General features: G+C 46.4%; 24 protein-coding genes and 1 tRNA gene. 19 read left to right on the top strand and 6 right to left on the bottom strand.

Going from position 1 to position 24,341, the window contains the following annotated elements; genetic code table 11:
* Positions 1-26: 26 nt before the first annotated feature.
* The 11 genes from ICV89_RS06100 (at position 27) to ICV89_RS06050 (ending at position 12,665) form a co-directional block, all read left to right on the top strand.
* A complete protein-coding gene (locus ICV89_RS06100) occupies positions 27-686 on the top strand; it encodes a tetratricopeptide repeat protein (protein ID WP_215307402.1) in 660 nt (219 codons plus the stop codon).
* Positions 686-1,840 carry an outer membrane protein assembly factor BamB gene (bamB, locus tag ICV89_RS06095; RefSeq protein WP_215307400.1) on the top strand — a complete coding sequence of 385 codons (1,155 nt, stop codon included), beginning with the start codon at positions 686-688 and terminating at the stop codon, positions 1,838-1,840. The genes ICV89_RS06100 and bamB overlap by 1 nt, the downstream gene beginning before the upstream one ends.
* Complete coding sequence (der, locus tag ICV89_RS06090; RefSeq protein ID WP_215307398.1) at positions 1,837-3,201, top strand: ribosome biogenesis GTPase Der; 1,365 nt, start codon at positions 1,837-1,839, stop codon at positions 3,199-3,201. The genes bamB and der overlap by 4 nt, the downstream gene beginning before the upstream one ends.
* Positions 3,202-3,379: 178 nt before the next feature.
* A complete protein-coding gene (gene hfq / locus ICV89_RS06085; RefSeq protein WP_114653200.1) occupies positions 3,380-3,622 on the top strand; it encodes an RNA chaperone Hfq in 243 nt (80 codons plus the stop codon).
* A gap of 28 nt (positions 3,623-3,650) precedes the next feature.
* Entirely contained in the window at positions 3,651-4,856 is a 1,206-nt protein-coding gene (hflX, locus tag ICV89_RS06080) for a GTPase HflX (protein WP_215310345.1), read from the top strand.
* Positions 4,849-6,348, top strand: coding sequence for an FtsH protease activity modulator HflK (hflK, locus tag ICV89_RS06075; protein ID WP_215307396.1), 1,500 nt, complete (start codon positions 4,849-4,851; stop codon positions 6,346-6,348). The genes hflX and hflK overlap by 8 nt, the downstream gene beginning before the upstream one ends.
* Positions 6,348-7,220 (top strand): protease modulator HflC, encoded by an 873-nt coding sequence (gene hflC, locus ICV89_RS06070; protein WP_215307394.1) that lies wholly within the window; start codon positions 6,348-6,350, stop codon positions 7,218-7,220. Before hflK ends, hflC begins: the two co-directional genes overlap by 1 nt.
* An 18-nt stretch (positions 7,221-7,238) precedes the next feature.
* Entirely contained in the window at positions 7,239-8,402 is a 1,164-nt protein-coding gene (locus ICV89_RS06065; protein ID WP_215307392.1) for an ATP phosphoribosyltransferase regulatory subunit, read from the top strand.
* Between the two features lie 50 nt (positions 8,403-8,452).
* Complete coding sequence (locus ICV89_RS06060) at positions 8,453-9,793, top strand: adenylosuccinate synthase (RefSeq protein ID WP_215307390.1); 1,341 nt, start codon at positions 8,453-8,455, stop codon at positions 9,791-9,793.
* A gap of 60 nt (positions 9,794-9,853) precedes the next feature.
* The gene (locus ICV89_RS06055) at positions 9,854-12,070 is read left to right on the top strand and encodes a malate synthase G (RefSeq protein ID WP_215307388.1); all 2,217 of its coding nucleotides are present in this window, start codon (positions 9,854-9,856) and stop codon (positions 12,068-12,070) included.
* Positions 12,071-12,161: 91 nt separating this feature from the next.
* A complete protein-coding gene (locus tag ICV89_RS06050; RefSeq protein WP_215307387.1) occupies positions 12,162-12,665 on the top strand; it encodes a hypothetical protein in 504 nt (167 codons plus the stop codon).
* A 97-nt stretch (positions 12,666-12,762) separates the two neighbouring features.
* Here ICV89_RS06050 and ICV89_RS06045 read toward each other — a convergent pair whose 3' ends face one another.
* Positions 12,763-12,918: a hypothetical protein gene (locus ICV89_RS06045; RefSeq protein ID WP_215307385.1), complete on the bottom strand. Its 156-nt coding sequence runs from the start codon at positions 12,916-12,918 to the stop codon at positions 12,763-12,765.
* A gap of 183 nt (positions 12,919-13,101) precedes the next feature.
* On the opposite strand from ICV89_RS06045, the gene ICV89_RS06040 reads away from it, so the two are divergent.
* From ICV89_RS06040 to ICV89_RS06020, 5 genes are read left to right on the top strand one after another with little or no spacing between them, the layout of a single operon-like run.
* Entirely contained in the window at positions 13,102-14,316 is a 1,215-nt protein-coding gene (locus ICV89_RS06040) for an MFS transporter (protein WP_215307383.1), read from the top strand.
* 29 nt (positions 14,317-14,345) lie between these two features.
* The gene (locus tag ICV89_RS06035) at positions 14,346-15,032 is read left to right on the top strand and encodes a dienelactone hydrolase family protein (RefSeq protein ID WP_215307381.1); all 687 of its coding nucleotides are present in this window, start codon (positions 14,346-14,348) and stop codon (positions 15,030-15,032) included.
* A gap of 24 nt (positions 15,033-15,056) precedes the next feature.
* On the top strand, positions 15,057-15,554 hold the full coding sequence (locus tag ICV89_RS06030) for a hypothetical protein (protein WP_215307379.1): 498 nt from the start codon (positions 15,057-15,059) through the stop codon (positions 15,552-15,554).
* Positions 15,555-15,595: 41 nt separating this feature from the next.
* Positions 15,596-16,375, top strand: coding sequence for a class II aldolase/adducin family protein (locus tag ICV89_RS06025; RefSeq protein ID WP_215307377.1), 780 nt, complete (start codon positions 15,596-15,598; stop codon positions 16,373-16,375).
* A gap of 16 nt (positions 16,376-16,391) precedes the next feature.
* Positions 16,392-16,574 carry a 4-oxalocrotonate tautomerase gene (locus ICV89_RS06020; protein WP_215307375.1) on the top strand — a complete coding sequence of 61 codons (183 nt, stop codon included), beginning with the start codon at positions 16,392-16,394 and terminating at the stop codon, positions 16,572-16,574.
* 158 nt (positions 16,575-16,732) lie between these two features.
* On the opposite strand, the gene ICV89_RS06015 is transcribed toward ICV89_RS06020, so the two are convergent.
* A tRNA-Leu gene (locus ICV89_RS06015) sits at positions 16,733-16,819 on the bottom strand.
* Positions 16,820-16,963: 144 nt separating this feature from the next.
* Here ICV89_RS06015 and rnr point away from each other — a divergent pair.
* Entirely contained in the window at positions 16,964-19,366 is a 2,403-nt protein-coding gene (gene rnr / locus ICV89_RS06010) for a ribonuclease R (RefSeq protein WP_215307373.1), read from the top strand.
* Between the two features lie 29 nt (positions 19,367-19,395).
* Positions 19,396-20,151, top strand: coding sequence for a 23S rRNA (guanosine(2251)-2'-O)-methyltransferase RlmB (gene rlmB, locus ICV89_RS06005; protein ID WP_215307372.1), 756 nt, complete (start codon positions 19,396-19,398; stop codon positions 20,149-20,151).
* On the opposite strand, the gene trxC is transcribed toward rlmB, so the two are convergent.
* Positions 20,144-20,566 (bottom strand): thioredoxin TrxC, encoded by a 423-nt coding sequence (gene trxC, locus ICV89_RS06000; RefSeq protein ID WP_215307370.1) that lies wholly within the window; start codon positions 20,564-20,566, stop codon positions 20,144-20,146. The two genes, rlmB and trxC, sit on opposite strands and share 8 nt — an antisense overlap.
* Positions 20,567-20,596: 30 nt before the next feature.
* Positions 20,597-21,565 carry a transaldolase gene (gene tal / locus ICV89_RS05995; RefSeq protein ID WP_215307368.1) on the bottom strand — a complete coding sequence of 323 codons (969 nt, stop codon included), beginning with the start codon at positions 21,563-21,565 and terminating at the stop codon, positions 20,597-20,599.
* Positions 21,566-21,674: 109 nt separating this feature from the next.
* Between tal and rpiA the strand changes: the two genes are divergently transcribed.
* Positions 21,675-22,385, top strand: a complete 711-nt coding sequence (gene rpiA, locus ICV89_RS05990; RefSeq protein ID WP_215307366.1) for a ribose-5-phosphate isomerase RpiA — start codon at positions 21,675-21,677, stop codon at positions 22,383-22,385.
* A 222-nt stretch (positions 22,386-22,607) separates the two neighbouring features.
* Here rpiA and ICV89_RS05985 read toward each other — a convergent pair whose 3' ends face one another.
* Together ICV89_RS05985 and argA are read right to left on the bottom strand one after the other, a co-directional pair.
* Complete coding sequence (locus ICV89_RS05985) at positions 22,608-22,880, bottom strand: oxidative damage protection protein (protein WP_215307364.1); 273 nt, start codon at positions 22,878-22,880, stop codon at positions 22,608-22,610.
* Positions 22,881-22,936: 56 nt separating this feature from the next.
* Positions 22,937-24,301: an amino-acid N-acetyltransferase gene (argA, locus tag ICV89_RS05980; protein WP_215307362.1), complete on the bottom strand. Its 1,365-nt coding sequence runs from the start codon at positions 24,299-24,301 to the stop codon at positions 22,937-22,939.
* Between the last annotated feature and the right edge of the window lie 40 nt (positions 24,302-24,341).

Here is a 24,341-nt window from a genome sequence, read left to right as displayed (position 1 = left end):
TACTGTATTTATTTGCTTGGATTGACATGCCTTTAGACCTAGAAGAACAAGAACAATTAGATCAACTTAAAGCGTTTTGGCAAAAGTATCGCAACCTGATCACTGGTGTGGTGACAGCTGCCTTATTTGCCTATGCAGGCTATAACGGATATCAATGGTGGCGGACTAGCCAAGCTGCAGCGGCATCCCAGTTATACGAGACTATGGTTACTGCGATTAACAAGGGTGATAAAGATCAAACTTTACGTGCCGCTGATGATTTACAAAAACAGTTCTCTAGTACTCCCTATGCGGCAATGTCTAGTTTAGTGGCTGCCAAGATTGCCTCTGATGCGGGTGACTTAGCAAAAGCGATGGATTATTTGCGCTGGGCTACGAAGAATGCCTCTGATCAAGGATATTTAGCCTTAGCTAAATTACGCCTAACTGCACAATTAATTGAGCTTGGTACTGAAAAAGATTTTGCAGAAGCGGATGCAATATTGAAAGAAAAACCGGTTTCAGGCTTTGAGCCTTTATGGTCAGAGCGCCGCGGCGATTGGTATTTGGCACAAAAGAATACGGCGGATGCACGCAAGAGTTATGAGGCTGCTTGGAAGCAGTTAAATGATGCAAAAGAATTCCCTGAAGAGGCGCGTCGTCTCTTAAAGGTTAAATTGGATGCCGTCGGAGGAGTAGCTCAGTGATGATGGATTGCAAACGCGTAGCAAAACTAGCAAGTACAGCTTTAGTACTAGGCTCTGTGGTAGCAGCCCTAGTAGCTTGTTCAGGCGGCTCGCGTGTTCGCAAGCCTGCGGAGCTAGTTCCCGTTAGCAATCAATTTGACTTTGCTCCTGTATGGACAGCCAGCGTAGGTTCATCTGAGCCATTTAATTTTCATCCTGCAGTGGCGGGTGATGCCGTTTATGCTGCCTCTCATCGCGGCAATCTCGCCAAGATTGATTTACGCACTGGTCAAAAAGTATGGGAAGTATCTGTACCAGATCGCCTATCGATTGGGCCTGGGTCGGATGGTCGTACTACGGCAGTAGTCACTACCAAAGGAACGGTCTATGCCTACGACGATACTGGCAAGGCTATTTGGAATGTGAGCGTTGGTAGCGAGGTTCTATCAGAGCCGGTGGTTGCTGGCGGCATAGTCATTATTCGAGCTTTAGATAATCGCTTTATTGGTTTTGATGCTCAGACCGGTGTGCGCAAGTGGACTTATCAGCGCCAACAATCCGCTCTGTCATTGCGCGTTGGTTACGGAATGCTCGCCATTGGTAATGAAGTGATTGTGACTGGGTTTTCTGGTGGTCGCTTTGGCATGATTGCGATTGCGAATGGCGGTCTAGTTTGGGAAACCCCGGTTTCATTTCCAAAGGGATTTTCTGAAATTGAGCGTCTCAATGATGTGACAGCTAAGCCGAGCATGGAAGGCGAAATCATTTGCGCAGTCTCTTATCAGGGCCGTATAGGTTGTGGCCAAGCGCGTACCGGTAATTTACTGTGGTTCAAAGATTACTCAAGCTATACTGGCACAGCGCAAAGTCCGGATTTGGTTTTCTCCTCAAATGAGAAATCGCATGTTACCGCCTTTGCCGTAAAGGACGGTTCACAATTTTGGGAAAATACGCAACTGACATTTAGAGATGTCGGCGAGCCAATGGCGGTTGGCAAGGTTTTACTCCTTGGCGATGCACAAGGTTATGTGCATGCACTCTCACAAGCAAACGGTGAAATGCTGGCACGCATTCGTCATGACAGTAGTCCCATCACAGCCGCACCGATTGCGGTGAATGGCCTCATCTTGGTTCAGTCTCAAGGTGGAAAACTAGCGGCGTACAGTCCAAAATGAATCCAGTAATTACTATTGTCGGTCGTCCTAACGTTGGTAAATCGACTCTCTTTAATCGCTTAACGCGTTCACGCGATGCTTTGGTTGCTGACTTCTCAGGTCTGACCCGCGACCGTCACTACGGCAAAGGCCGCATTGGCGAACGCGCATTTATTTGCGTAGACACCGGTGGTTTTGAGCCTGTAGCCAAGACCGGTATTGTTGCCGAGATGGCAAAGCAAACCAAACAAGCTGTTGCTGAATCCGACATTGTGATTTTCTTGGTGGATGGCCGTTTAGGTATGGCTTCACAAGATCGCGTGATTGCCGATTTCTTGCGCAAGACTGGTAGGCCGATCATCTTGGCGGTGAACAAAACTGAAGGTATGCAGTCTGGCGTGGTCACCGCAGACTTTCATGAACTGGGTTTAGGCGAGCCATTCCCGATCTCATCAGCGCACGGTGATGGTGTTCGTGGTTTGATTGATGACGCTTTAGATTCTCTAGGTATTCCAGAGCCAGAACCAGAAGAGCAAGAAAACGATCCCAATCGTCCCATGAAGATTGCGGTGGTGGGCCGTCCTAACGTTGGTAAATCCACCCTGATCAATAAATTGATCGGTGAAGAGCGTGTGATCGCATTTGATATGCCAGGCACTACCCGTGATGCCATTGAAGTGCCGTTTGAACGCAATGGTAAGCCTTATATCCTCGTAGATACTGCAGGTTTGCGTCGTCGTGGAAAAGTATTTGAAGCGATTGAGAAATTTTCAGTTGTTAAAACATTACAAGCGATTGCAGATTGCAACGTGGTTATTCTGATGCTCGATGCTCAACAGGATATTTCTGAGCAAGACGCCCATATCGCTGGATTTATTGTCGAGGCAGGACGTGCATTAGTCGTGGCCGTGAATAAGTGGGATGGTCTGGACACTTACGTCAAAGAACGCGCGCGTTTAGAGATTGCTCAAAAATTACGTTTCCTCGATTTTGCAAACGTACACCCGATCTCTGCTAAAAAGGGTACCGGCCTCAAAGAGCTATTTAAAGATGTTGATCTAGCTTATGCCGCAGCGATGGCGAAATTGCCAACCCCGAAACTGACTCGCATTTTGCAGGAGGCTATTGAGCACCAACAGCCTAAGCGTGTCGGTATGGGTCGTCCAAAATTACGCTATGCCCACCAGGGCGGTATGAATCCCCCCATTGTGGTGATTCACGGAACCTCCTTGAGTGGTGTAACCGATAGCTATAAGCGCTACCTAGAAGGTCGCTTTAGAGAGGTCTTCAAGTTGCGGGGCACCCCTTTGCGTATTCAGATGAATACCGCTAAAAACCCTTATGTTGATGCGGACAAGGCTAAAAAAGGTAAAAAGAAGTAAAAAGGTAAAAATAGAGCTACAGTTTTAATTGTGTTCTAAGTGAGGGGCTTGTTTTTTTAAGTATCAGCCCCCTTATGTTGGAGACATACAGCCGTTTTAGCATCACCTAGCAATAGATCAATAGATAAAAAAGCAAGACTCCCAAAATAGCAGCAAAGAAAAACCATTAAGGAGCAGTATGAACAACAGCAAAATCCAATTACTACAGGATCCTTTCCTCAATGCCTTGCGCAAAGAGCACGTTCCTGTCTCCATTTATCTTGTTAATGGCATTAAGCTGCAGGGCAATATTGAATCGTTCGATCAATACGTAGTCCTCTTGCGCAATACCGTAACTCAGATGGTCTACAAACACGCAATTTCTACCATTGTTCCTGCTCGCGCAGTGGAGTTCCGCACGGAAGAAGTTAGCTCTGTTTAAAACGGGTGTAGATGCGGCGCGTGCCGTTCTGGTTGGTGTCGACACAGGCCGTGAAGATTTTGCGGACAGCATGGCAGAGCTCAGCCTGCTTGCGCAAAGTGCCGGCTCCATACCTATCACCAGTGTGATTGCCCGCAAGGGTAAAACGGATCCCGCTTTGTTTATTGGTTCAGGCAAGGCGAATGAAGTTAAAAAAGCGATGGAAGAGCATGGTGCAGAATTGGTGATCTTTAACCATCCACTTTCCCCAACCCAGCAACGTAATTTAGAGCGCCATATTGGCTTTCATGTGATGGACCGAACCGGTCTGATTTTGGACATCTTTAGCCAAAGAGCGCAAAGTCATATCGGTAAAACGCAGGTCGAGTTAGCCCAGGTTCGCTACCGCATGTCTCGATTGGTGCGTGCCTGGAGTCACCTAGAGCGTCAACGCGGTGGTATTGGTGTGCGGGGCGGTCCTGGTGAAACCCAGATGGAGTTAGATCGGCGGATGCTGGCAACTAAGGCTAAACGTTTAGAGGTCGAGCTTGAGAAGCTTCAGCGCCAGCAGAGAACGCAAAGAAGAGCTCGTAATCGAAGGGACATTTTTTCAGTTTCGCTGGTGGGTTACACCAACGCTGGTAAATCCACTTTGTTTAATTCCCTTACAAAAGCAGGGACTTATGCGGCAGATCAGTTATTTGCAACCCTAGACACAACCTCCCGTAAAGTCCATTTAGACGGTGTGGGTTCAATTGTGGTTTCCGATACAGTGGGATTTATCCGAGAGTTACCGCACCAGCTGGTGGAGGCATTCAGGGCAACCTTGGATGAAACCATTCATGCTGATCTGATTTTGCACGTGATTGACGCCTGTAGCCCAGTCGCAAGGGAGCAAAAGGCTGAAGTAGAAGCTGTTTTACGGGAAATCGGGGCTGATGATATCCCCCGAATTGAGGTCATGAACAAGATTGATCAGATGCCCCAGACTTTTACGGAAGGGGCGGTCATAGTGCGCGATGCCGAGGGAATTCCTAGCCAGGTTTTCCTCTCCGCCAAGACGGGCCTAGGCCTTGATTTATTGCGATCAGCCCTTGCTGAATGCTCTCAAATGACTGATAGAATAAGGGTCGAGCAGAATCGCGCCAAAGTTCAAATGGACCCAGACGAGTTTTTAGCTCCTTTACCAGAACGACCAGAAACTTCCGAATTTAATCCGATTCCTAACCGTAAGTACTCACCAAACGATGCGTAAATTTCTCGAACTATTTTCGGTCAATGATCCAGGCTGGGGTAACAGTCAACCTGGTAATGGATCTAAAGATGCCAAAGAAGGTCAAGGCTCTGATCAGGCTCCAAAAGTAGATCCTGCTAAGCCGGGGTCAGATAAGCCTGTTGAAGCTCAACCACAAAATCAGCCTGCGAGGCCAGATGGTCCTCCAGATTTGGATGAGTTATGGCGCGACTTTAATGATCGCCTGAGCGGTATTTTTGGCGGCAAGAAAAAGCCAGGCTCAACATCCAGTGCGCCAGGCAATAAGCCGAGTAGTACTGATATTCCTCCGCCATCACAGCGCGGTAATGGTGGTAACGGTGGCGGCGGCTTTAATGCGCCTAACTTTAATTTCACCAATCCCTTTGGATCCAAAGTCACGGTAATCATGGCTGCAGGCGGTGTGGTACTGCTGTGGATCTTTAGTGGTTTTTACATCATTCAAGAAGGTCAGTCGGGCGTGGTTACCACTTTTGGTAAGTATGCTTACACTGCAGGCCCTGGTATTAACTGGCGCATGCCTTGGCCTGTTCAGACCGAGCAAATCGTTAACGTCTCCGGTGTGCGTTCTGTCGAGGTTGGCCGTTCTATTTTGATTAAAGCAACCAATCAAAAAGATACTTCCATGCTCACGGAAGACGAAAATATTATTGATGTGCGTTTCGCAGTGCAGTACCGCTTAAAAGATCCAACTGATTATTTGTTTAACAATCGCGATCCCGACACCACTGTGGTGCAAGCTGCAGAAACTGCAGTACGTGAAATTGTGGCGCGTAGCAAGATGGATACTGTTTTGTATGAAGGCCGTGAAAAGATTGCGATTGACTTAGCTGCCTCAATACAGAAGATTCTAGATAGCTATAAAACTGGTATTTACGTGACGAGCGTGACTGTTCAAAACGTTCAACCGCCTGAGCAAGTGCAGGCAGCATTCGATGATGCTGTTAAGGCTGGACAAGATCAGGAGCGACTCAAGAGTGAAGGTCAAGCTTATGCGAACGACATCATTCCACGCGCCAAGGGTACAGCCGACCGACTCATTCAAGAGGCCGAAGGTTATAAGTCTAGAGTGGTTGCCACCGCAGAGGGTGATGCAAACCGCTTTAAGCAAGTGCTGACTGAGTACGCAAAAGCGCCAGGTGTGACACGCGATCGGATGTACATCGATAGCATGCGCGAGATGTACAACAACGTGTCTAAGGTATTAGTAGACACTACTAAGAGCAACAGCATGCTGTACTTGCCTCTAGATAAAATCATCGCCCAGGTAAGCGCAGAAAGCGCACAAGTTGCTTCCGGTCAGGCGCCAACTTCAACGCCTACTGGATCTGTGACAGTGGGTGGTGCAACAGGTAATCCAGCGGCCCCATTTAGCAACAATACAGCTAGCCCCAGCCCCAGCAACACCTCAGGCATTGGCGCTTCCGATAAACGCGACGGCTTGAGAAACCGTGATAGAGGGGATGCAAGATAATGAATGCAAATCGTCTCTTAGCCGCCATTGCTGGCCTGATTGGCCTGTTCTATGTTCTGACTTCAAGTATTTTTGTGGTCGATCAGCGTAACTTTGCTGTGGTGTTTTCTTTTGGGCAAATCGTGCGCGTGATTGAGCAGCCTGGTCTGCAAGTGAAGTTCCCAGCGCCCTTTGAAAACGTACGCTTCTTTGATCGTCGTATTTTGACAATTGACACTCCGGAAGCAGAGCGCTTTATTACCTCTGAGAAGAAAAATCTTTTGGTAGATTCTTATGTGAAGTGGCGTATTGTTGATCCCCGTAAGTTCTTTGTTAGCTTTAAAGGTGATGAACGTTTGGCACAAGATCGCTTAACTCAGTTAGTGCGCTCTGCCTTGAATGAAGAATTTACTAAGCGCACGGTCAGAGAGATCATTTCAGATCAACGTGAGCAAGTGATGCAGGGTATTCGTACAAAAGTAGCTGACGATGCTTCTGACATTGGCGTCGAAATCGTTGACGTTCGCCTCAAGCGAGTAGATCTATTGGCAGAAATCAGTGACTCCGTTTATAGGCGGATGGAAGCAGAGCGTAAACGCGTCGCTAACGAGCTACGCTCCACAGGTGCTGCAGAGTCAGACAAGATTCGAGCCAATGCAGAGCGTCAGCGTGACACGATTTTGGCTGAAGCCTATCGTGAAGCCCAAAAAATTAAGGGATCTGGTGATGCCACAGCTACTGCTTTGTATGCCGATGCATTTGGACGTGATCCTCAGTTTGCACAGTTCTATCAAAGTCTTCAGGCCTACCGAAGCTCCTTTAAAGATAAGAAGGACGTCATGGTGCTTGAGCCTAACGGCGAATTCTTTAAATTCATGCACAAAAAAAATTAAGAGTGAATATTTCAAATCATGAATCGCTGGTTACTTCCTGAAGATATTGCTGATGTTTTGCCAGCCGAGGCTCGCAAGGTGGAGACTCTGCGTCGCGCTATTCTGGATTTGTATCAGTCCTATGGCTATGAGTTAGTTGCCCCTCCTATATTGGAGTTCCTGGACTCTTTGCTCACTGGTACTGGTTCAGATCTTAATTTACAGACATTTAAATTGGTTGATCAGTTGTCTGGCCGTACATTAGGTCTACGTGCAGATATGACCCCGCAAGTTGCTCGTATTGATGCGCATTTACTCAATCGTAAAGGTGTAACACGGCTCTGCTATGCAGGATCTGTTGCTCATGCGCGCACACCAGTAGGCAGTTCCGCTCGCGAAGAATTACAAATTGGCGCAGAGATTTATGGATGCGCTACTTCGGAAGCCGATTTCGAGGCGATTACTTTATTGCTACAAACCTTACGTCTAGCTGGGCTGAATAAGGTATATCTTGATCTTTCGCATGCGGGTGTGCTGGAAGGAATTCTGGATGGACAAGTTAAAGAGAAGGGCGATGTTGAGGCTCTGTATAGCTTGCTCCAAAGTAAGGATCGACCACGTTTGGCCATCTGGGCTAAAGGACTACCAGCAAAATCTGCGCAAGCCTTAATGGCTCTGACTGAATTAAATGGTCCTTGTGGGCAAGTTTTAGCTGGTGCTAGAAAGTCTTTGCCTAAACATCAATTGATTGATGAGGCTTTGGCGCAATTAGAAAATTTAGCTGCAGCCACTGATGCACTTCCAGGAAATGTTGAGCTCAGTATCGATCTGGCGGATTTGCGTGGATATCAATATCACAGCGGTGTGATGTTTGCAGCTTATGTTGATCAGTTGCCACAACCAATTGCTAGAGGTGGTAGATACGATCATGTCGGTCAAGCATTTGGACGCTCCCGTCCTGCGACTGGCTTTTCTATGGATTTATTGACTCTGGCTAACCTTGCCCCTGTAGCGCAAAAAAAGCCCGCTATCGTAGCGCCTTGGACTTTGGATTCCAGCCTGGCTAGCAAGATTAGCGAGTTGCGCAATGCCGGTGAAGTGGTCATTCAAGCGCTTGGCGGTGATGATGTAGAAACCGCTGAATATCATTGCGATCGTGAGTTGGTAAAGCAAGATAGCTCATGGGTAGTAAAAAAGAAGTAAAAGCTTTATTAACAACACACTAATTCTGTAATTACCTTTTGGATTTCATTATGTCTTCAAAGCAACAAGCTCATGGTCGTAACGTCGTTGTCATTGGCACCCAGTGGGGTGATGAGGGCAAAGGCAAAGTAGTGGATTGGTTGACTGACCATGCGCAAGCAGTCGTACGTTTTCAGGGTGGACATAACGCTGGTCATACGCTGATTATTGGCGATAAAAAAACGATTTTGCGTCTGATTCCTTCTGGCATCATGCACAAGAATGTGATTTGCTACATTGGCAATGGAGTTGTGCTTTCTCCAGAGGCACTCTTTAAAGAAATTGCTGAGCTAGAAGCTGCTGGACTAGATGTTCAGTCCCGCTTAAAGATTTCTGAAGCGACAACCTTAATCTTGCCTTATCACGTAGCGATTGATCATGCCCGTGAGAAAAAGCGTGGCAATGCCAAGATTGGGACAACTGGTCGTGGTATCGGACCGGCTTATGAAGATAAGGTAGCCAGACGCGCCTTACGTGTCCAAGATTTGTTTTATCCAGAAAAGTTTGCTGCGCAATTGCGTGAGAACTTGGAATATCACAACTTCATGCTCACAAATTACTATGGGGCTGAGCCAGTCGATTTCCAAAAGACTTTAGAAGAGGCCATGTCTTATGCGGAGCGCATCAAGCCGATGGTGGTGGATGTCTCTAGTGCTTTATGCGCAGCAGAGCAGGCTGGTCAAAACTTATTATTCGAGGGTGCGCAAGGCACCTTGCTTGATATTGATCATGGCACCTATCCGTACGTAACTTCCAGTAATTGTGTGGCTGGTAATGCCGCAGCTGGATCTGGCGTAGGCCCAGATTCACTGCAATATATCTTGGGTATCACCAAGGCTTATTGCACGCGTGTTGGCGCCGGCCCGTTTCCAAGTGAGTTATACGACTTTGATAACCCAGCCAAACAAGATCCAGTTGGGATTCGTTTGGCTGAAGTGGGTAAGGAGTTTGGTTCTGTTACTGGCCGTCCGCGTCGCACTGGTTGGTTGGATGCCGCCGCACTAAAGCGTTCTATTCAGATTAACGGCTTATCTGGCTTGTGCATTACTAAGCTTGACGTATTGGATGGCTTTGAGACGATTCGTCTTTGCGTGGGTTACACCCTTGACGGTCAAAAATTAGATGTATTGCCGCGTGGCGCAGAAGCGGTTGCGCGTTGCGAACCAATTTATGAGGATTTCCCAGGCTGGAAGGGAACTACTTTTGGTATTCGTGAATGGGACAAACTCCCAATAGAGGCACAGAAGTTCCTGCGTCGTATCGAAGAAGTTGCAGGAAAGCCGATCGCCATGGTCTCAACAGGACCAGAGCGTGATGAAACGATTCTTCTGCAACATCCATTCAAAGGTTAATAAAATACTTCTTTTTTAACTTTTTATATTTAATTTACACATTTGCTTTGGGATTCAGAAATGACAGCACGTACACAATGTAATAGCCTTCAAGTAGCTACACCGCTTTACCGTTTTATTGAAGATCAAGTTTTGCCTGGCACAGGTATTAAAAGCGCAGATTTTTGGAAGGGTTTTGACGAGATCGTGAAAGATCTGAGTCCAAAAAATGAAGCTTTACTAGCTAAGCGTGATCGCTTGCAATTAGATTTGGATAAATGGCATCAAGCCAACCCTGGTCCGATCAAAGATATGCCTGCTTATCGCAAGTATTTAAAAGAAATTGGTTATATCGACGATGTGCCTGCCAAAGTTTTGGCTACTACTCAAAATGTGGATGACGAATTAGCTCTTCAAGCCGGTCCTCAACTGGTTGTTCCTGTGCTCAATGCACGCTATGCCTTAAATGCCGCAAATGCGCGTTGGGGTTCTTTGTATGATGCTTTGTACGGCACAGATGTTATTTCTGAGGAAGATGGCGCTACTAAAGCGGGATCCTATAACCCAATTCGTGGCGCCAAGGTAGTTGCCTACGCACGTCAGTTTTTAGATCAAGCAGCACCTTTGGCTAAGGCCTCCTATGGTGATGTCCTTGCTTATAGCGTCGTAGACAAAAAACTGTCCGTGAAATTAAAAGACGGAAGCACAACGGGTTTAGTTGATGAGAAGCAGTTTGTTGGTTACCAAGGCGATGCCTCTGCACCATCATCTGTTTTATTGCGCAATCATGGTATTCATATTGATATTCAAATTGATAAGACCAAAACCATTGGGGCCGCTGATTTAGCGGGAGTAAATGATGTGGTACTTGAAGCTGCGCTCTCTACTATTTTGGACCTAGAGGACTCAGTAGCAGTAGTGGATGGCGACGATAAGGTTCTTGCTTATGAGAATTGGTTAGGCATTCTCAAAGGCACCTTGGTTGAAGAAGTCAGCAAAGGTGGCAAGACGTTTACCCGCAAACTCAACGCAGACCGTCAATACACCGCAGGCATTGGCGCTGTTAATGCTAAAGATGGTGTTGTCACTTTGCATGGCCGATCGCTCTTGTTTCTCCGTAACGTTGGACACCTGATGACCAACCCAGCCATCATCACTGGCGATGGCAAGGAAATCTACGAAGGTATCTTAGATGCAGTCGTGACAGTCTTGATTGCTTTGTATGACATCAATCGCCCAGCGACTCAGGCTATTGGTAATACACGGAAGGGCTCTGTCTATATTGTTAAGCCAAAAATGCATAGCGCAGAAGAAGTAGCATTTGCTAGCGAACTATTCGGTCGGGTTGAGAAATTACTCGGCTTACCTGAGAACACTGTCAAATTAGGCATCATGGATGAAGAGCGCCGTATGAGCGTCAATATTAAAGCTGCTATTGCTGCGGCTGGTGCTCGTGTTGCCTTCATTAATACTGGATTCTTAGACCGTACTGGTGATGAGATGCATACCGGCATGTATGGCGGCGCCATGGTTCGTAAAGGTAGGATGAAGATTGCTAAATGGTTTGGAGCTTATGAGCGCCGTAACGTATTAGCAGGCTTAGATTGCGGCTTACGTGGTCGCGCACAAATTGGTAAAGGCATGTGGCCTGCGCCAGATCTCATGAAGGAAATGGTAGAGCAGAAAGCTGCACACCCTCAGGCAGGAGCAAACACAGCTTGGGTGCCATCACCTACCGCTGCAACTTTGCATGCAATGCACTATCACCAAGTCGATGTAGCAAAGATCCAAGAGGATATGGAGAAGCAAGATACTGCAGCAGAGTATGAGGCCTTAACCGATGAGCTCTTGACTGTGCCTATTGCGCTTTATCCTGATTGGACTAAAGAGGAGATTCGCGAATCTCTGAATAATAATTGCCAAGGTATTTTGGGTTATGTAGTTCGCTGGATTGACCAGGGTGTTGGTTGCTCCAAGGTGCCTGATATCTATAACGTAGGCTTAATGGAAGATCGCGCAACATTGCGTATTTCTAGTCAGCATATTGCCAACTGGTTGCTACATAAGTATGTAACTAAGGCTGAAGTAGAGGAAGCGATGCAACGTATGGCTGCTATTGTTGACACGCAAAATGCTGACGATCCTTTATACAAGCCAATGATGCCAAACTATAAGGATTCATACGCATTTCAAGCTGCAAGTGATCTGATTTTTAAGGGTCTTGAGCAGCCAAACGGGTACACCGAACCCTTGTTGCATGCTTGGCGTTTGAAGGTCAAGCAGGCGCAAGCAAAGTAATCTCAAGTGAGCAGCATTTAGAATGGATTTGCCGAAAGGCAAGTCCATTTTTTCTTTTTGGTCACAACTTCCATCAATTCCCACCCATTCAATGCTGAGCTTTTTAAACTTCTTCACCAAGCCATCTAGTAGTCGTGGCCAAGAGCTAGGCTTTGCAGTCAATGACGGGGGTAGGGAGCTTGCAGGCTTTAAAGGTGGGGCAGGTGACTGCGTTGTTCGGGCGATTGCCATTGCTGCCCAACTGCCTTATATACAAGTTTACGAAGATCTTCGTGCTGCCAATGCAGCCTATGCCGATCAAAGAAACGATAAGTTAGCTAGACGGCTCAATGCTCAGGGAGCTTCACCGCGCAATGGCAATCATCGCAATGTATTTCATGACTACATCCTGGGTCATGGGTTTGATTGGGTGCCGACGATGCAGGTTGGTGCTGGCTGTAAAGTCCATTTACTAGCGAATGAGCTGCCATCGGGCAGATTAATTGTGAAGGTTTCTAAGCATCTTACGGCTGTCATTGACGGCGTTATTCAGGATACCCACAACCCGTCTCGGGCTGGGTCACGCTGTGTTTATGGCTACTATATATTGCGCTAGGGGCGCTATTGATAAAGAAAAAGCCTCCAAAATACGGAGGCTTAATTCATCAAAAATGACCAAAAATGGCCTAAAACAGAGCTAAATCAGCAATAAATTACCAATTTCCACTAGTTCTACGTGATTTCTGTTCCATCACTTTAGCTTCGCTAAAAGCAACTGCCAGCAATACGAAAAAGTCTTTAATCGCTAAAAAAGGCTTAAAACTGAAAGCGGATGCCTGTTGAAACTGTACTGAGTTTGAATGTGCCATGGTGAGCTCCTTTAAGGGTTAACCCTAATGATACACCTTATGCTAATTTATTGCCGACGTTGACTATCAGGATCCACTTTTACTGGGCGGTGCTCTCAATTCAGCAAGGCTAGGTTTCCATCCCCTAGGTTGATAATGCAGTATCCCTAATTTCATATTAAGAAACCATTGACCGAGGATCACATGCCAGGCGGCAAAAAGAAGGAACACTTTTTCTTATTCTCCTTGGCCGGAATTCAGTTCACCCACATCCTGGACTTCATGATCATGATGCCTTTGGGCCCCGAATTTATTCGCGAGCTCAATATCAATACCCATGAGTTCGGTCTATTACTTTCTTCCTATACTTTTGCCGCGGCTCTTGCTGGTGTCTTTGCCACTTACTTTGTAGATCGCTTTGAGAGGCGAGTACTACTGCTTAGTTTATATGCATGTTTCATTATCGCTACCTTAGTCTGTGGTTTGGCGCCGGATTACCACTCCCTTTTTATTGCTCGGGCATTTGCAGGTGCATTTGGCGGTATTCTGAGTGCGCTGGTGCAAACGATTGTTGCGGACTCCATTCCGTTTGAGCGGAGAGGCAAGGCTTTGGGTACGGTAATGTCTGCTTTTTCGGTATCAACTGTAGCGGGAGTTCCTCTTAGTCTATTGTTGGCTCACAATATTCCGTATTTAGGTTGGCGAGCGCCATTCTTTTTTATTGCTTTGATATCCAGCCTCATTTTGTATTTGGGTTATCGCAATATCCCCAAGATCTCTGGCCACCTACAGCACATTCACGAGGGAAGTCGCCTCAGCCAGATCTGGAATATCTTGCTTGCCCACCAACATCTACGCGCATTCTTTTTTATGGCGTTGATCATGTTGACGGGATTTTCTGTCATTCCGTATATTGCACTCTATCTCACCTCGAATGTCGGTGTTGAAAACTCCTATATTTCTTTGATCTATCTTTGTGGCGGCCTTGCTACGCTGTTGAGCTCTCGCCTGATTGGGCAGATGTCTGATCGTTACGGCAAGGTCAAAGTATTTAGGACGCTCGCAGTGATCAGCTTAGTTCCATTACTAGTGACCACTAATTTAATGCCGGTACCGCTATGGGTAGTATTGATTAACTCCACGGCATTTTTTGTCTTAGTTTCAGGGCGCATGATTCCGGCGATGGCAATCGTGAGTCAGGTGGTGGATGCCAAAATTCGGGGTACCTTTATGAGCTTGATGGGCTCAGTGCAAATGTTGGCGTCGGGGCTTGCCTCAGTGCTTGCTGGCATGGTGGTGACAATTAGTGCAGATGGAAAAATGGAGCACTACAACCTAGTTGGTTATGGGGCGGCAGCATGTGGCTTGCTTACCTTCTGGTTGGTGGGCTATATTCATACTGATAAGCAAGCGCAGTAAATCTAATATATTTGAAAAGAAAGATCGTGATGATTTCATATAAGAGACCAGATGGTACTTCAGTAGAGGCTTATTTAACTGAGCCTGCCAACCCGACAAATGCTCCTGGTGTGGTGGTGATTCAAGAGTGGTGGGGTCTTGATGATGAGATTAAAAATGTTGCTAATCGTTTAGCAAAAGCAGGATACCGCGCCTTAGTTCCAGATCTGTATCGTGGCAAGCTCGCCTTGGAAGCAAATGAAGCAGAGCACCTCATGAATGACCTGAATTTTGGTGATGCTGCCAGTCAGGATATTCGTGGCGCTGTTCAGTATCTCAAAGGAATAGGTAGCACTAAAGTTGCTGTTACTGGTTTTTGCATGGGCGGGGCACTCACAGTTCTATCAGCTGGCCTTGTTCCAGAATGCGATGCAACGGTAGTTTGGTATGGCTATCCTCCATTAGAGTACGTTGATGCGCAGGCCATTAAAAAGCCGATGTTGGCCCATTGGGCTCTGCATGATGAATTTTTCTCCATCTCTGGCGTAGATCAACTAGAAGAAAAGTTAAAAGCTGCTGGAGTGACCTATGATTTCCAGCGCTATGACGCTAAGCATGCTTTTGCTAATCCAAAGTCAGACGCTAGAGGCTTGCCACCATTGCAATACAACTCTGCAGCTGCAGATTTAGCGTGGGATCGCACGATGGCCTTCTTAAAAGCTCAACTCACTTTATAAGCGCTTTACTTACAGATCTACTTTATGCATCTTTTCGCCGAAAACCTCGCTGTTGAACTTTCTTCTTATTACCGTAATCTTGCCCTAGAGCATGGAGTGATTCCTAAGGTCTTTACCTTGGTCAATGGAGAGGGGAGTCAATACCTCTTTTTTATTGACGACTTGCGTATGAATGGGGATGAAGAGAATCAATTTTTAGCTTATATCGTGCAAGAGCATGAGGCGGTTTGTTATGCACGCGGTACATTAGTGGTTCTGGAGAAGTCTCAACAACTCATTGAGTTTGCAGTCATTGATCAGGATGACGCACAGGCAATTGTGTGTTCTGCCCAATTAACTCGAGATATTGACGATAAGCCTGTTGGGCTAACAGAGTTTGAAAAGATCCTGGCTCCCAAAAAGACAATCTTCTTTAGCGGACTCTTTGAGCCTATTGAGTTATCAGAGGATAGAGTCGAAGAGTTTGAAGGTCTTTGGGATGAAATGAAGCCTAAGATTTTGCATCGTTCTATGGGTCTCTAGTTGATCGATATGAGGCCAGCACAACAGCGGGAATTTTTTTCATGACTGATGAATCTAACCCAAAGCATTCGAAGAGTTTACATTCTCATAAAGTCCTTGGTGAAAAGAAGTTCAAGCATCGCAATGAGACTGAGGAAGAGGTTCGAAGCAATTTAGCTGCAGCCTATCGTCTTGCTGCGATAAAGGGGTGGGATGATGGTATTTATACCCATATTTCAGCTTCTATTCCAGGCGAAGAGGGCGCTTATCTAATCAATCAATTTGGTTTGCGCTTTGATGAGGTATTACCAGAAAATTTAGTTAAGGTGAATCTTCAAGGAGATATCATCTCAGGCCAAGGACCAGTCAACCAATCTGGTTTTGCTATTCATGGAGCGGTACATGCGGCTAGACCAGATGCAGCATTTGTACTGCATTTGCATGTTGATTCCGTTATTGCTATCTCTGCACAAAAGTCAGGTTTATTGCCGATATCACAGCATGCCTTACGCTTCTATGGTGATATTGAAAGGCATCGCTATCAAGGTCTTGCTTTATCAGCGTCTGAGCAAGTGGCGCTCATATCGGCTCTTGGAGATAAAAAGGCTTTATTGTTAGAAAACCACGGCAGCATTATCTGTGGAGTCAGTATTCAGCAGGCATTTTATTTGATGGATGTATTAGATAAGGCCTGCAAAATTCAGCTATTGGCAGGTGGGGTAGAGGGCTTGATCACTCCCGACCCGGTAATTTGCAGGATGACTTATGAGCAATTATGCAGTGATGGTGATGAGGAAGGTCAGATGGAGTGGCCAGCTTATCTAGGATTATTAAATCAATAGTGAATAGGAGATATCTGTGCCATTAATTCAAGTTCAATTATTTGAGGGTCGTAGCGATGAGGTCAAGCGCGAATACGCTAAGGCAATTACGGAAGCAGCAGTCAAAATCATGGGATGCAGTGCTGAATCAGTAGATGTTATTTATCAAGACGTCAAGAAATCAGATTGGGCGACTGCAGGCAAATTATGGAGTGATTAATATGACGTATTAGCGAATGCTCGATGCGTGAAGCAAAATAGGGCTTGTATTGAAGAAAGACGTCCCCATATAGTCTGTAAGTATTTATATATAGAAATGGCCAGTTTTCTCCATAATGGCCTTGTATTTTCAGGCGCAGAGCGCCGTTAAGCCTTGTTTGGTGCCCAGGAAGGGACTCGAACCCCCACAACCTTACGATCGCCAGCACCTGAAGCTGGTGCGTCTACCAATTTCGCCACCTGGGCATGCCGTTATTATAAAGGTATGCGCCTTCTGGCCCACCTCTTAATTTGTTTTCGCCTTTCATCCTTCAGACTTGATGGTTTGATACAGTAAGCTAATTCAGAGTTTTCATTGAAATATATGGCATGTATTGCCGAAGGAATTAAATGCGTAAAGCAAAAAACTTGGTACCACGAGAGGCTGACCGCTTAGGTACAGTCCAAGGTCACCGAGATGGATTTGGATTTGTTATTCCAGATGACGGTGGTGAAGATATTTTTCTTTCTGAAAGAGAAATGTCCCGCGTCATGCATGGGGATAGGGTCAATGTCAGAGTATTAGGAACAGATCGGCGCGGTCGCCCAGAAGGTCAGATCGTTGATGTCATTTTGCACGCCAATAAAGTAGTCATCGGGCGTCTCTTGAATGAGAATGGTGTTTTGATTGTTGCGCCCGAAGACAAGCGCATTGGCCATGATATTTTGATTCCACCAAAAGGCCAGGGTAATGCCAAATTAGGTCAGGTCGTCAGTGTTGAGATCATTGACTATCCGGATAGTTACCGTCAAGCCGTTGGTCGCGTTGTTGAGGTGCTAGGTGAAATTGATGATCCTGGTATGGAAATCGAAATCGCTGTGCGTAAATACGGCGTGCCCCACGAATTTTCAGCAGCCGCAAAAAAGGAAGCGGATGCCTTACCCGATACCGTTCAGCAATCTGATCTCGAAGGTCGCGTGGATTTGCGCGATGTTCCTCTAGTCACTATTGATGGTGCTGATGCTCGTGACTTTGATGATGCGGTGTATTGCGAGCCGGTGATGTACGGCAAGAGCAAGGCTTGGCGCCTGATTGTTGCTATCGCCGATGTATCTCATTATGTAAAGCCAGGACATCCTCTGGATGATGAAGGACTCCTGCGTGCGACCTCGGTGTATTTTCCAAGGCGGGTAATACCTATGCTGCCGGAAAAGATCTCCAATGGTCTTTGCTCATTGAATCCCAATGTAGATCGTTTGTGCATGGTGTGTGATTCGGTAGTGGATCAAAGCGGAGTAGTCTTGGCTTACCAGTTCTATCCTGCAGTGATGCATTCTGCGCAGCGCTTTACATACGATACGGTCTGGGAGATTCTTTCTAATAGCAAAGGTCCTGAAGCGACACGCTTTGCGCAGTTAAGACCGCTACTGACTAATCTCTACTCACTTTACAAAATTTTGCTAGACGCACGTCAAAAACGTGGTGCTATCGAGTTTGAGACAACCGAAACCCAAATTATTAGTAATGAGTTGGGTAAGATTTTGCGTATTGAACCTCGTCTTCGCAATGACGCACATCGCTTGATCGAAGAGTGTATGTTGACAGCAAACGTCTGCGCAGCAGATTTCATTGATAAGAATAAGCATCTTAGTCTGTACCGGGTTCACGGCGAGCCTTCAGAAGAGAAGTTGGTCACTTTACGCCAAGTTTTACGTACCTCGGGCTTGTCATTGGGCGGCGGTGAAAAGCCGAAACCAAAAGACTATGCCAAGCTCATGCGTGAAATCAAAGAGCGTCCTGATGCAAACATGCTTCAGTCAGTTGTTTTGCGTTCTATGCAGCAGGCGATGTACCAGCCTGATAACGAAGGGCACTTTGGGCTTGCGTATCCTGCTTACTCTCATTTCACAAGCCCGATTCGTCGCTATCCTGATCTGCTAACCCATCGCGTCATTAAGGCAATCCTTACTAAGAAGCCTTACACGCCAGTATTGCCGCCAACGGTTCCCTTAAATCTTACTTTGCCACGCAAAGGTAAGGGTCGCGAAAATGCTGTGAATGCTAAGAAGTCTCATAGCGATGCAAAAGAGGCTGCAGCTAATGGCACGCGTTTACCTAAATTACCTAAGGGCGCTAATGCAGCCATGCCTATTTGGGGTCAACTGGGTGTGCATTGCTCATCAAATGAGCGCCGTGCAGATGAGGCATCTCGTGATGTAGAGGCATGGCTTAAGTGTTATTACATGCGCGATCATTTGGGTCAAGAATATGCTGGCACAGTTACTGGGGTTGCTACATTTGGTTTGTTCATTCAATTGGAAAATCTCTTTGTTGAGGGCATGATCCATGTAACTGAATTGGGTGGTGATTATTTCCAGTACGATGAAGCCCGTCAAGAGTTACGTGGTGAGAGAACTGGCATTCGATACCGCTTAGGTGATCGTGTGCATGTTTTAGTCAGTCGAGTGGATCTAGATGCGCGCAAGATTGAATTTAGCCTGGTCAAATCTGTTGGCTTGGAGCCTGGAGGCACCACTAATCGCCGTCAAATTGTATTGGCTAGCGATACTGGTAGACCCAATAAAAAAGCTTCCCCTAAAAAAGGGCGCCCTGGCAGCAAAGAGCCGCAAAAGCATTCTGGTGTGAATGTGAATGCCGCCAAATCTGCTGCTAACCTTGGCGTCAATCAATCTAAGAATCAAGCTGGTCGTACCGCAAGTAAAGTGGCGAAGTCTGGGAAGCCCACAAGACCTTCTGGCAAGCCTGCTGGTACCAAACCACCTGTGCGCAGCACTAAAGCACGTCGTAAATAAGTATCAATATTAGATCGAGATAAGTAAAGATGAAGCAAATATTAGTTGGTTTTCATGCTGTTCAAGCGCGCTTACGAGTAGACGCCGCAAGTCTGAAGTCTGTTTATTTTGATCCTAGTCGACGAGATCGCCGTATGGGTGATTTTTTGAAGCAAGCTGAAGAAATTCTAGGGGAAAGATTACATGCCGCCGATGCCGAGCGTCTTCACAAGCTCGCAGGCCATGATCGCCATCAAGGTGTAGTGGCTCTAGCAGAGAAGATGGCCATTGCTCGGACCATTACTGAGGTAGTTGAAGATGCAGAAAGCAATCAAAGTAAGGCGATGTTCTTGGTCTTGGATGGTGTAACCGACCCTCATAACTTTGGCGCATGTTTGCGCGTGGCTGATGGCGCTGGTGTGGATGCCGTAGTGATCCCCAAAGATCGTTCAGCCTCAATTAATGCCACTGTGAGTAAAGTATCTAGCGGTGCTTCTGAGGTAATGCCTGTGATTACGGTTACTAACCTGGTTCGAAGCATGAAAGAAATGCAAGAAGCGGGTGTCTGGCTAATCGGTACCGATGATGAAGCTGAAAAATCGATTTACGATTTAGACCTGACCGGCCCCATCGGTATTGTTATGGGTGCAGAGGGTGAGGGCATGCGCCGCTTAACCCGCGAGACTTGTGATGAGTTGGTGCGTATTCCGATGAAGGGTGTAGTAGAGAGTCTGAACGTATCCGTTGCAAGTGGCGTCTGCTTGTATGAGGCACTAAGGCAGCGTTTATCTACAGAGCCTAAATAGTCAACTGCTTCACAAATTGCTCTAGTTCGGCTGGCGGCAGAGCACCACTAATGCGGTGTACTTCTTTACCGCCCTTAAATCCCGCTAGTGTTGGAATTGAGCGGATATTCCATTGCGATCCGAGTAGTTGTTCTGCCTCAGTATTCACTTTCACAAATAAAACTTGATTTGCATGAGTGCTGGCGCTTGCCTGAAAGGTTGGCCCAAACATCTTGCATGGTCCGCACCATGGTGCCCAGAAATCGACTATCACTGGCAGCGTAGATTGAGTGACGAGTTCGCTAAAGTTAGCTGCTGTGGCATTAATCGGGAGCGATAGGAGCTCTTGTTGACAAGCTCCGCAGACAGGCGTTTGATTGAGTTTTTCAGCAGGAACACGGTTCCCTTTATTGCAATGCGGGCAATGAATAATCATCTTGACTCCTCAATCTGGCAATTTACAGAATTAGTTGCTTAAGAGCGCTTCTAGTTTCTCAGTATCGATGCAGAAATTCCTGATGCCTTCAGCTAACTTTTCAGTGGCCATTGCATCATTATTCAGTTGCAATCTAAAGTTCGACTCATCTAGCTTAAGTGCTAGGATATTTTCGCTAGCAAGCGCGCTAGCTGCATTACTTGGAATGAGTTTTCTCTCTACGACCTCCGTACTTTTTTGAAGATCGCCCAATAACTCTGGACTAATGGTGAGTAAATCACACCCGGCTAACTCTAATATTTGACTAGTATTGCGAAAACTAGCCCCCATGATTTCGGTGCTGATCCCAAAGTGCTTGTAATAGTGGAAGATACGTTTGACTGATGTAACGCCAGGATCATTTGCCCCAGTATTTTTTTCATCACTCCAATTGCTAGCAAGTTTGGCCTTATACCAATCAGTAATTCGCCCTACAAATGGAGAAATCAATTTTGCATTCACTGCACCGCAGGCTGCAGCTTGTATTAAAGAAAAAAGTAGCGTCATATTGCAGTGAATACCTTCTGCCTCTAAAGCTTTGGCTGCTTCAATTCCTTCCCATGTACCAGCTAGCTTAATCAAGATGCGCTTGCGATCAATCCCGTGCGATTCATACAGAGAGATGAGATGCTTAGCCTTCTGAACCGTCGCCTGAGTGTCAAAAGAGAGGCGCGCATCGACCTCTGTCGAAACTCTACCTGGGACGATCTTCAAAATCTCCAGACCAAAAGCTACCAAGATATGGTCGACTAAATCGACTGGTCTTATGCCAGGGTGCGCTGATTTGACCTGTTTTACCAGTGCCTGGTAGTTGGCTTGCTGGGCAGCCTTCAAGATCAGAGAGGGGTTGGTGGTAGCGTCTTGCGGTTGGTATTCCCGCATGCGCTCAAAGTCGCCAGTATCGGCCACGACGGTAGTGAGTTGTTTGAGTTGGCTTAGGGCACTTGCAGATGAAGTCATGGTTATTTGCAATACTCTCGATAAATTAATCGGTTAAATAGATTGAATATCATATGATAGATGGATAAATAAGGCTGTTCCAGTTCAGATAAGGATATCGGGCAAGATCATGAATCAAGATCAACTAAAACAATTGGTAGGTGAAGCCGCTCGGGATGAGGTATTAAAGCTGCCCGCAGGTCAGATCTTAGGTGTTGGCACAGGCTCTACCGCCAACTTCTTCATTGATGCCTTAGCACCTCATCGGGCGCATTTCTTGGGAACAGTATCTAGTTCTAATGCCACGACTGAACGCTTGTTAAAACACGGTTTTAAGGTCTTGGACCCCAATGAGGTGGACCATCTTCCTGCCTATGTGGACGGCGCTGATGAAATTGATCCTGCTGGTTACATGATTAAAGGTGGCGGCGGTGCTTTGACCCGCGAAAAAATTATTGCCTCCATGGCCAAACAATTTATCTGTATCTGTGATGCCTCAAAACAGGTTCCGATATTGGGTAACTTTGCATTGCCTGTGGAAATCATTCCACTATCTAAAGGAATTGTTACTCAGGAACTGATCAAGCTGGGCGGCACAGTAACACTCAGAACTAATAAAGAGACGCGTGCAGATTTAGGTCAAACACCCAGTCAGCCTTTTGTGACAGATAACGGCGGATGGATTTTGGATATCGCGGGTTTAAAGATCGCTAACCCCATCGCTCTTGAAGCCCAAATTAATCAAATCGCTGGCGTAATCACTGTTGGGCTATTTGCAAAAGAGAAAGCCAATATTTTGCTGGTAAGCAATGCCTCCGGCGTAAGCAGAATTACTTTCTAAGTAAAAAAACCCGACGGGCAGCTAGGCTGATCCATCGGGTTTGTTTGCCATGATGATTCATGGCGCAGGCAAAGAGAAGAGTTTTAGTTCCCGATGCCCATAAGCATATAGATATGCTCACGAGTAGTGGCTTTCGCCAATGCAGCCGATCACGAAAACTGACTGACTACGACTTCATCCTATGCTTCTGAATTTGACTCGTCAAGCGATATTCAAAAATTCTTATTCAGTTGGCGGTACATAACCCTGGGCCATATCTGCACCACCTTCAAAGAAGTATTTTTCAACCTGCTTGAGGAGGTACTGACGAGCACGAGGGTCAGCCATATTCAGGCGATTCTCATTAATGAGCATGGTCTGGTGCTTCAACCAAGCGGCCCAAGCCTCCTTAGAGACTTGATTCCAAACTTTCTTGCCGAGATCACCTGGTAGTGGAGCGAAGTCCATGCCTTCAGCTTCTTTGTTAAGTTTGATGCATTGAACCATGCGTGCCATTTGTGTTGCCTTTCAAATACGATGTACTAAAGAGAAAATATGAAATAAAGAGCTTGTTAGAGATCTTTGGTCAAAACCATAGATTTGCGATCCCAGTTGTAAATTTGCTTTCTTTCTTCCGGGAGATCATCTACTGAGGCGCGTTTAAAGCCGCGCTTCAAAAACCAATGTTCTGTTCTAGTCGTCAAGACGAACAGTTTCTTAATGCCTTCCCGTTTAGCTCTCATTTCAACGCGCTTGAGCAAACGTTCTCCATCGCCTGAGCCTTGGACATCGGGATCGACTGCGAGGCAAGCGAGTTCACCTACGCCATTGGGGAATGGGAAGAGGGCTGCACATCCAAAGAGAACGCGGTCATGCTCAATCACAGAGAAGCGCTGAATATCACGTTCGATGACATCTTGACCTCGGGCAGCCAGAATACCCTCTTCTTCAAGTGGGCTGGTGAGCTGCAGAATGCCACCAACGTCATCTTGATTGGCTTCACGCAAATTCTCGATATCAGATGAGGCTAGCATCATGCCAATACCATCATGGGTAAAGAGCTCTTCTAGCAGCGCACCATCTTGATTGCAAGGTAAGAAGTGCACCCGACTCACGCCAGCACGAATTGCTCTGCCAGAAATATTTAACAAACTCTTCATGCCTAGATCGAGTTCTGGATGCTGAGCTACGTATTCTTGAAGCTGAGGCATTGAGAGTTCGGTGATGAAGTCATCTTCCTCATCTTTCAAGCCTGCATAAGGACTTAAGAAAATCAATTTATCTGCTTTGAGTGCTGCAGCAGTAGATGCTGCTACATCCTCAAAAGCGAGATTAAATGCTTGCCCAGTTGGCGAGAATCCTAATGGTGAGAGCAGTACGATCTTGTTGCTATCCAGAGAGAGCTTAATGGACGTAGAGTCCACCTTACGCACCAAGCCAGTATGAATATAGTCAATTCCCTCCACTACGCCTACCGGCATTGCTGTAATAAAGTTACCTGAGATAACAGAGATTCTTGAGCCTGCCATCGGAGTATTCGGCAATCCCCGACTAAATGCTGCCTCGATATCTAGGCGCAATTCACCGGCAGCTTCTTTAACGCATTCTAGGGCGGCTGCATCGGTAATCCGGTAACTATGCATTGCGCTTTGGCCAAATTGACTCTTAATATTACGAAGCATTAACTGCTCTTCAATTTGAGGGCGGATGCCGTGAACCAAAACAATACGCATGCCCATGGCGTGCAGCATGGCGATATCTTCAATCAGATTTTCTAGGCCAATTTCTTGGGCCAGCTCACCAGCAAAGGCAATGACAAATGTCTTCTCACGGAAGCTATGGATATAGGGCGCAACATCACGCAGCCATCCTACAAAAGGAAAGTTAGAGCTGGATTCTTCGGCATTTGAGCCGGGATTCGGTGCATTTGTTGGCATAGTGAGAAAATTATAGGGTGCAAGAGCCCATAAACCAACA

This window comes from Polynucleobacter sp. Adler-ghost (genome assembly GCF_018688495.1).
GTDB lineage: Bacteria > Pseudomonadota > Gammaproteobacteria > Burkholderiales > Burkholderiaceae > Polynucleobacter.
This window is presented reverse-complemented; position numbering and strand designations above follow the sequence as displayed.

Coding starts and splice junctions, on each gene's coding strand:
- ICV89_RS06030 (WP_215307379.1), top strand. CDS start 15,057: ATGCATCTTTTCGCCGAAAACCTCGCTGTTGAACTTTCTTCTTATTAC.
- ICV89_RS06055 (WP_215307388.1), top strand. CDS start 9,854: ATGACAGCACGTACACAATGTAATAGCCTTCAAGTAGCTACACCGCTT.
- rpiA (WP_215307366.1), top strand. CDS start 21,675: ATGAATCAAGATCAACTAAAACAATTGGTAGGTGAAGCCGCTCGGGAT.
- rnr (WP_215307373.1), top strand. CDS start 16,964: ATGCGTAAAGCAAAAAACTTGGTACCACGAGAGGCTGACCGCTTAGGT.
- hflK (WP_215307396.1), top strand. CDS start 4,849: ATGCGTAAATTTCTCGAACTATTTTCGGTCAATGATCCAGGCTGGGGT.
- ICV89_RS06060 (WP_215307390.1), top strand. CDS start 8,453: ATGTCTTCAAAGCAACAAGCTCATGGTCGTAACGTCGTTGTCATTGGC.
- ICV89_RS06040 (WP_215307383.1), top strand. CDS start 13,102: ATGCCAGGCGGCAAAAAGAAGGAACACTTTTTCTTATTCTCCTTGGCC.
- ICV89_RS05985 (WP_215307364.1), bottom strand. CDS start 22,880: ATGGCACGCATGGTTCAATGCATCAAACTTAACAAAGAAGCTGAAGGC.
- ICV89_RS06045 (WP_215307385.1), bottom strand. CDS start 12,918: ATGGCACATTCAAACTCAGTACAGTTTCAACAGGCATCCGCTTTCAGT.
- der (WP_215307398.1), top strand. CDS start 1,837: ATGAATCCAGTAATTACTATTGTCGGTCGTCCTAACGTTGGTAAATCG.
- ICV89_RS06050 (WP_215307387.1), top strand. CDS start 12,162: ATGCTGAGCTTTTTAAACTTCTTCACCAAGCCATCTAGTAGTCGTGGC.
- ICV89_RS06035 (WP_215307381.1), top strand. CDS start 14,346: ATGATTTCATATAAGAGACCAGATGGTACTTCAGTAGAGGCTTATTTA.
- bamB (WP_215307400.1), top strand. CDS start 686: ATGATGGATTGCAAACGCGTAGCAAAACTAGCAAGTACAGCTTTAGTA.
- trxC (WP_215307370.1), bottom strand. CDS start 20,566: ATGATTATTCATTGCCCGCATTGCAATAAAGGGAACCGTGTTCCTGCT.
- rlmB (WP_215307372.1), top strand. CDS start 19,396: ATGAAGCAAATATTAGTTGGTTTTCATGCTGTTCAAGCGCGCTTACGA.
- ICV89_RS06100 (WP_215307402.1), top strand. CDS start 27: ATGCCTTTAGACCTAGAAGAACAAGAACAATTAGATCAACTTAAAGCG.
- tal (WP_215307368.1), bottom strand. CDS start 21,565: ATGACTTCATCTGCAAGTGCCCTAAGCCAACTCAAACAACTCACTACC.
- ICV89_RS06025 (WP_215307377.1), top strand. CDS start 15,596: ATGACTGATGAATCTAACCCAAAGCATTCGAAGAGTTTACATTCTCAT.
- ICV89_RS06065 (WP_215307392.1), top strand. CDS start 7,239: ATGAATCGCTGGTTACTTCCTGAAGATATTGCTGATGTTTTGCCAGCC.
- hfq (WP_114653200.1), top strand. CDS start 3,380: ATGAACAACAGCAAAATCCAATTACTACAGGATCCTTTCCTCAATGCC.
- hflC (WP_215307394.1), top strand. CDS start 6,348: ATGAATGCAAATCGTCTCTTAGCCGCCATTGCTGGCCTGATTGGCCTG.
- argA (WP_215307362.1), bottom strand. CDS start 24,301: ATGCCAACAAATGCACCGAATCCCGGCTCAAATGCCGAAGAATCCAGC.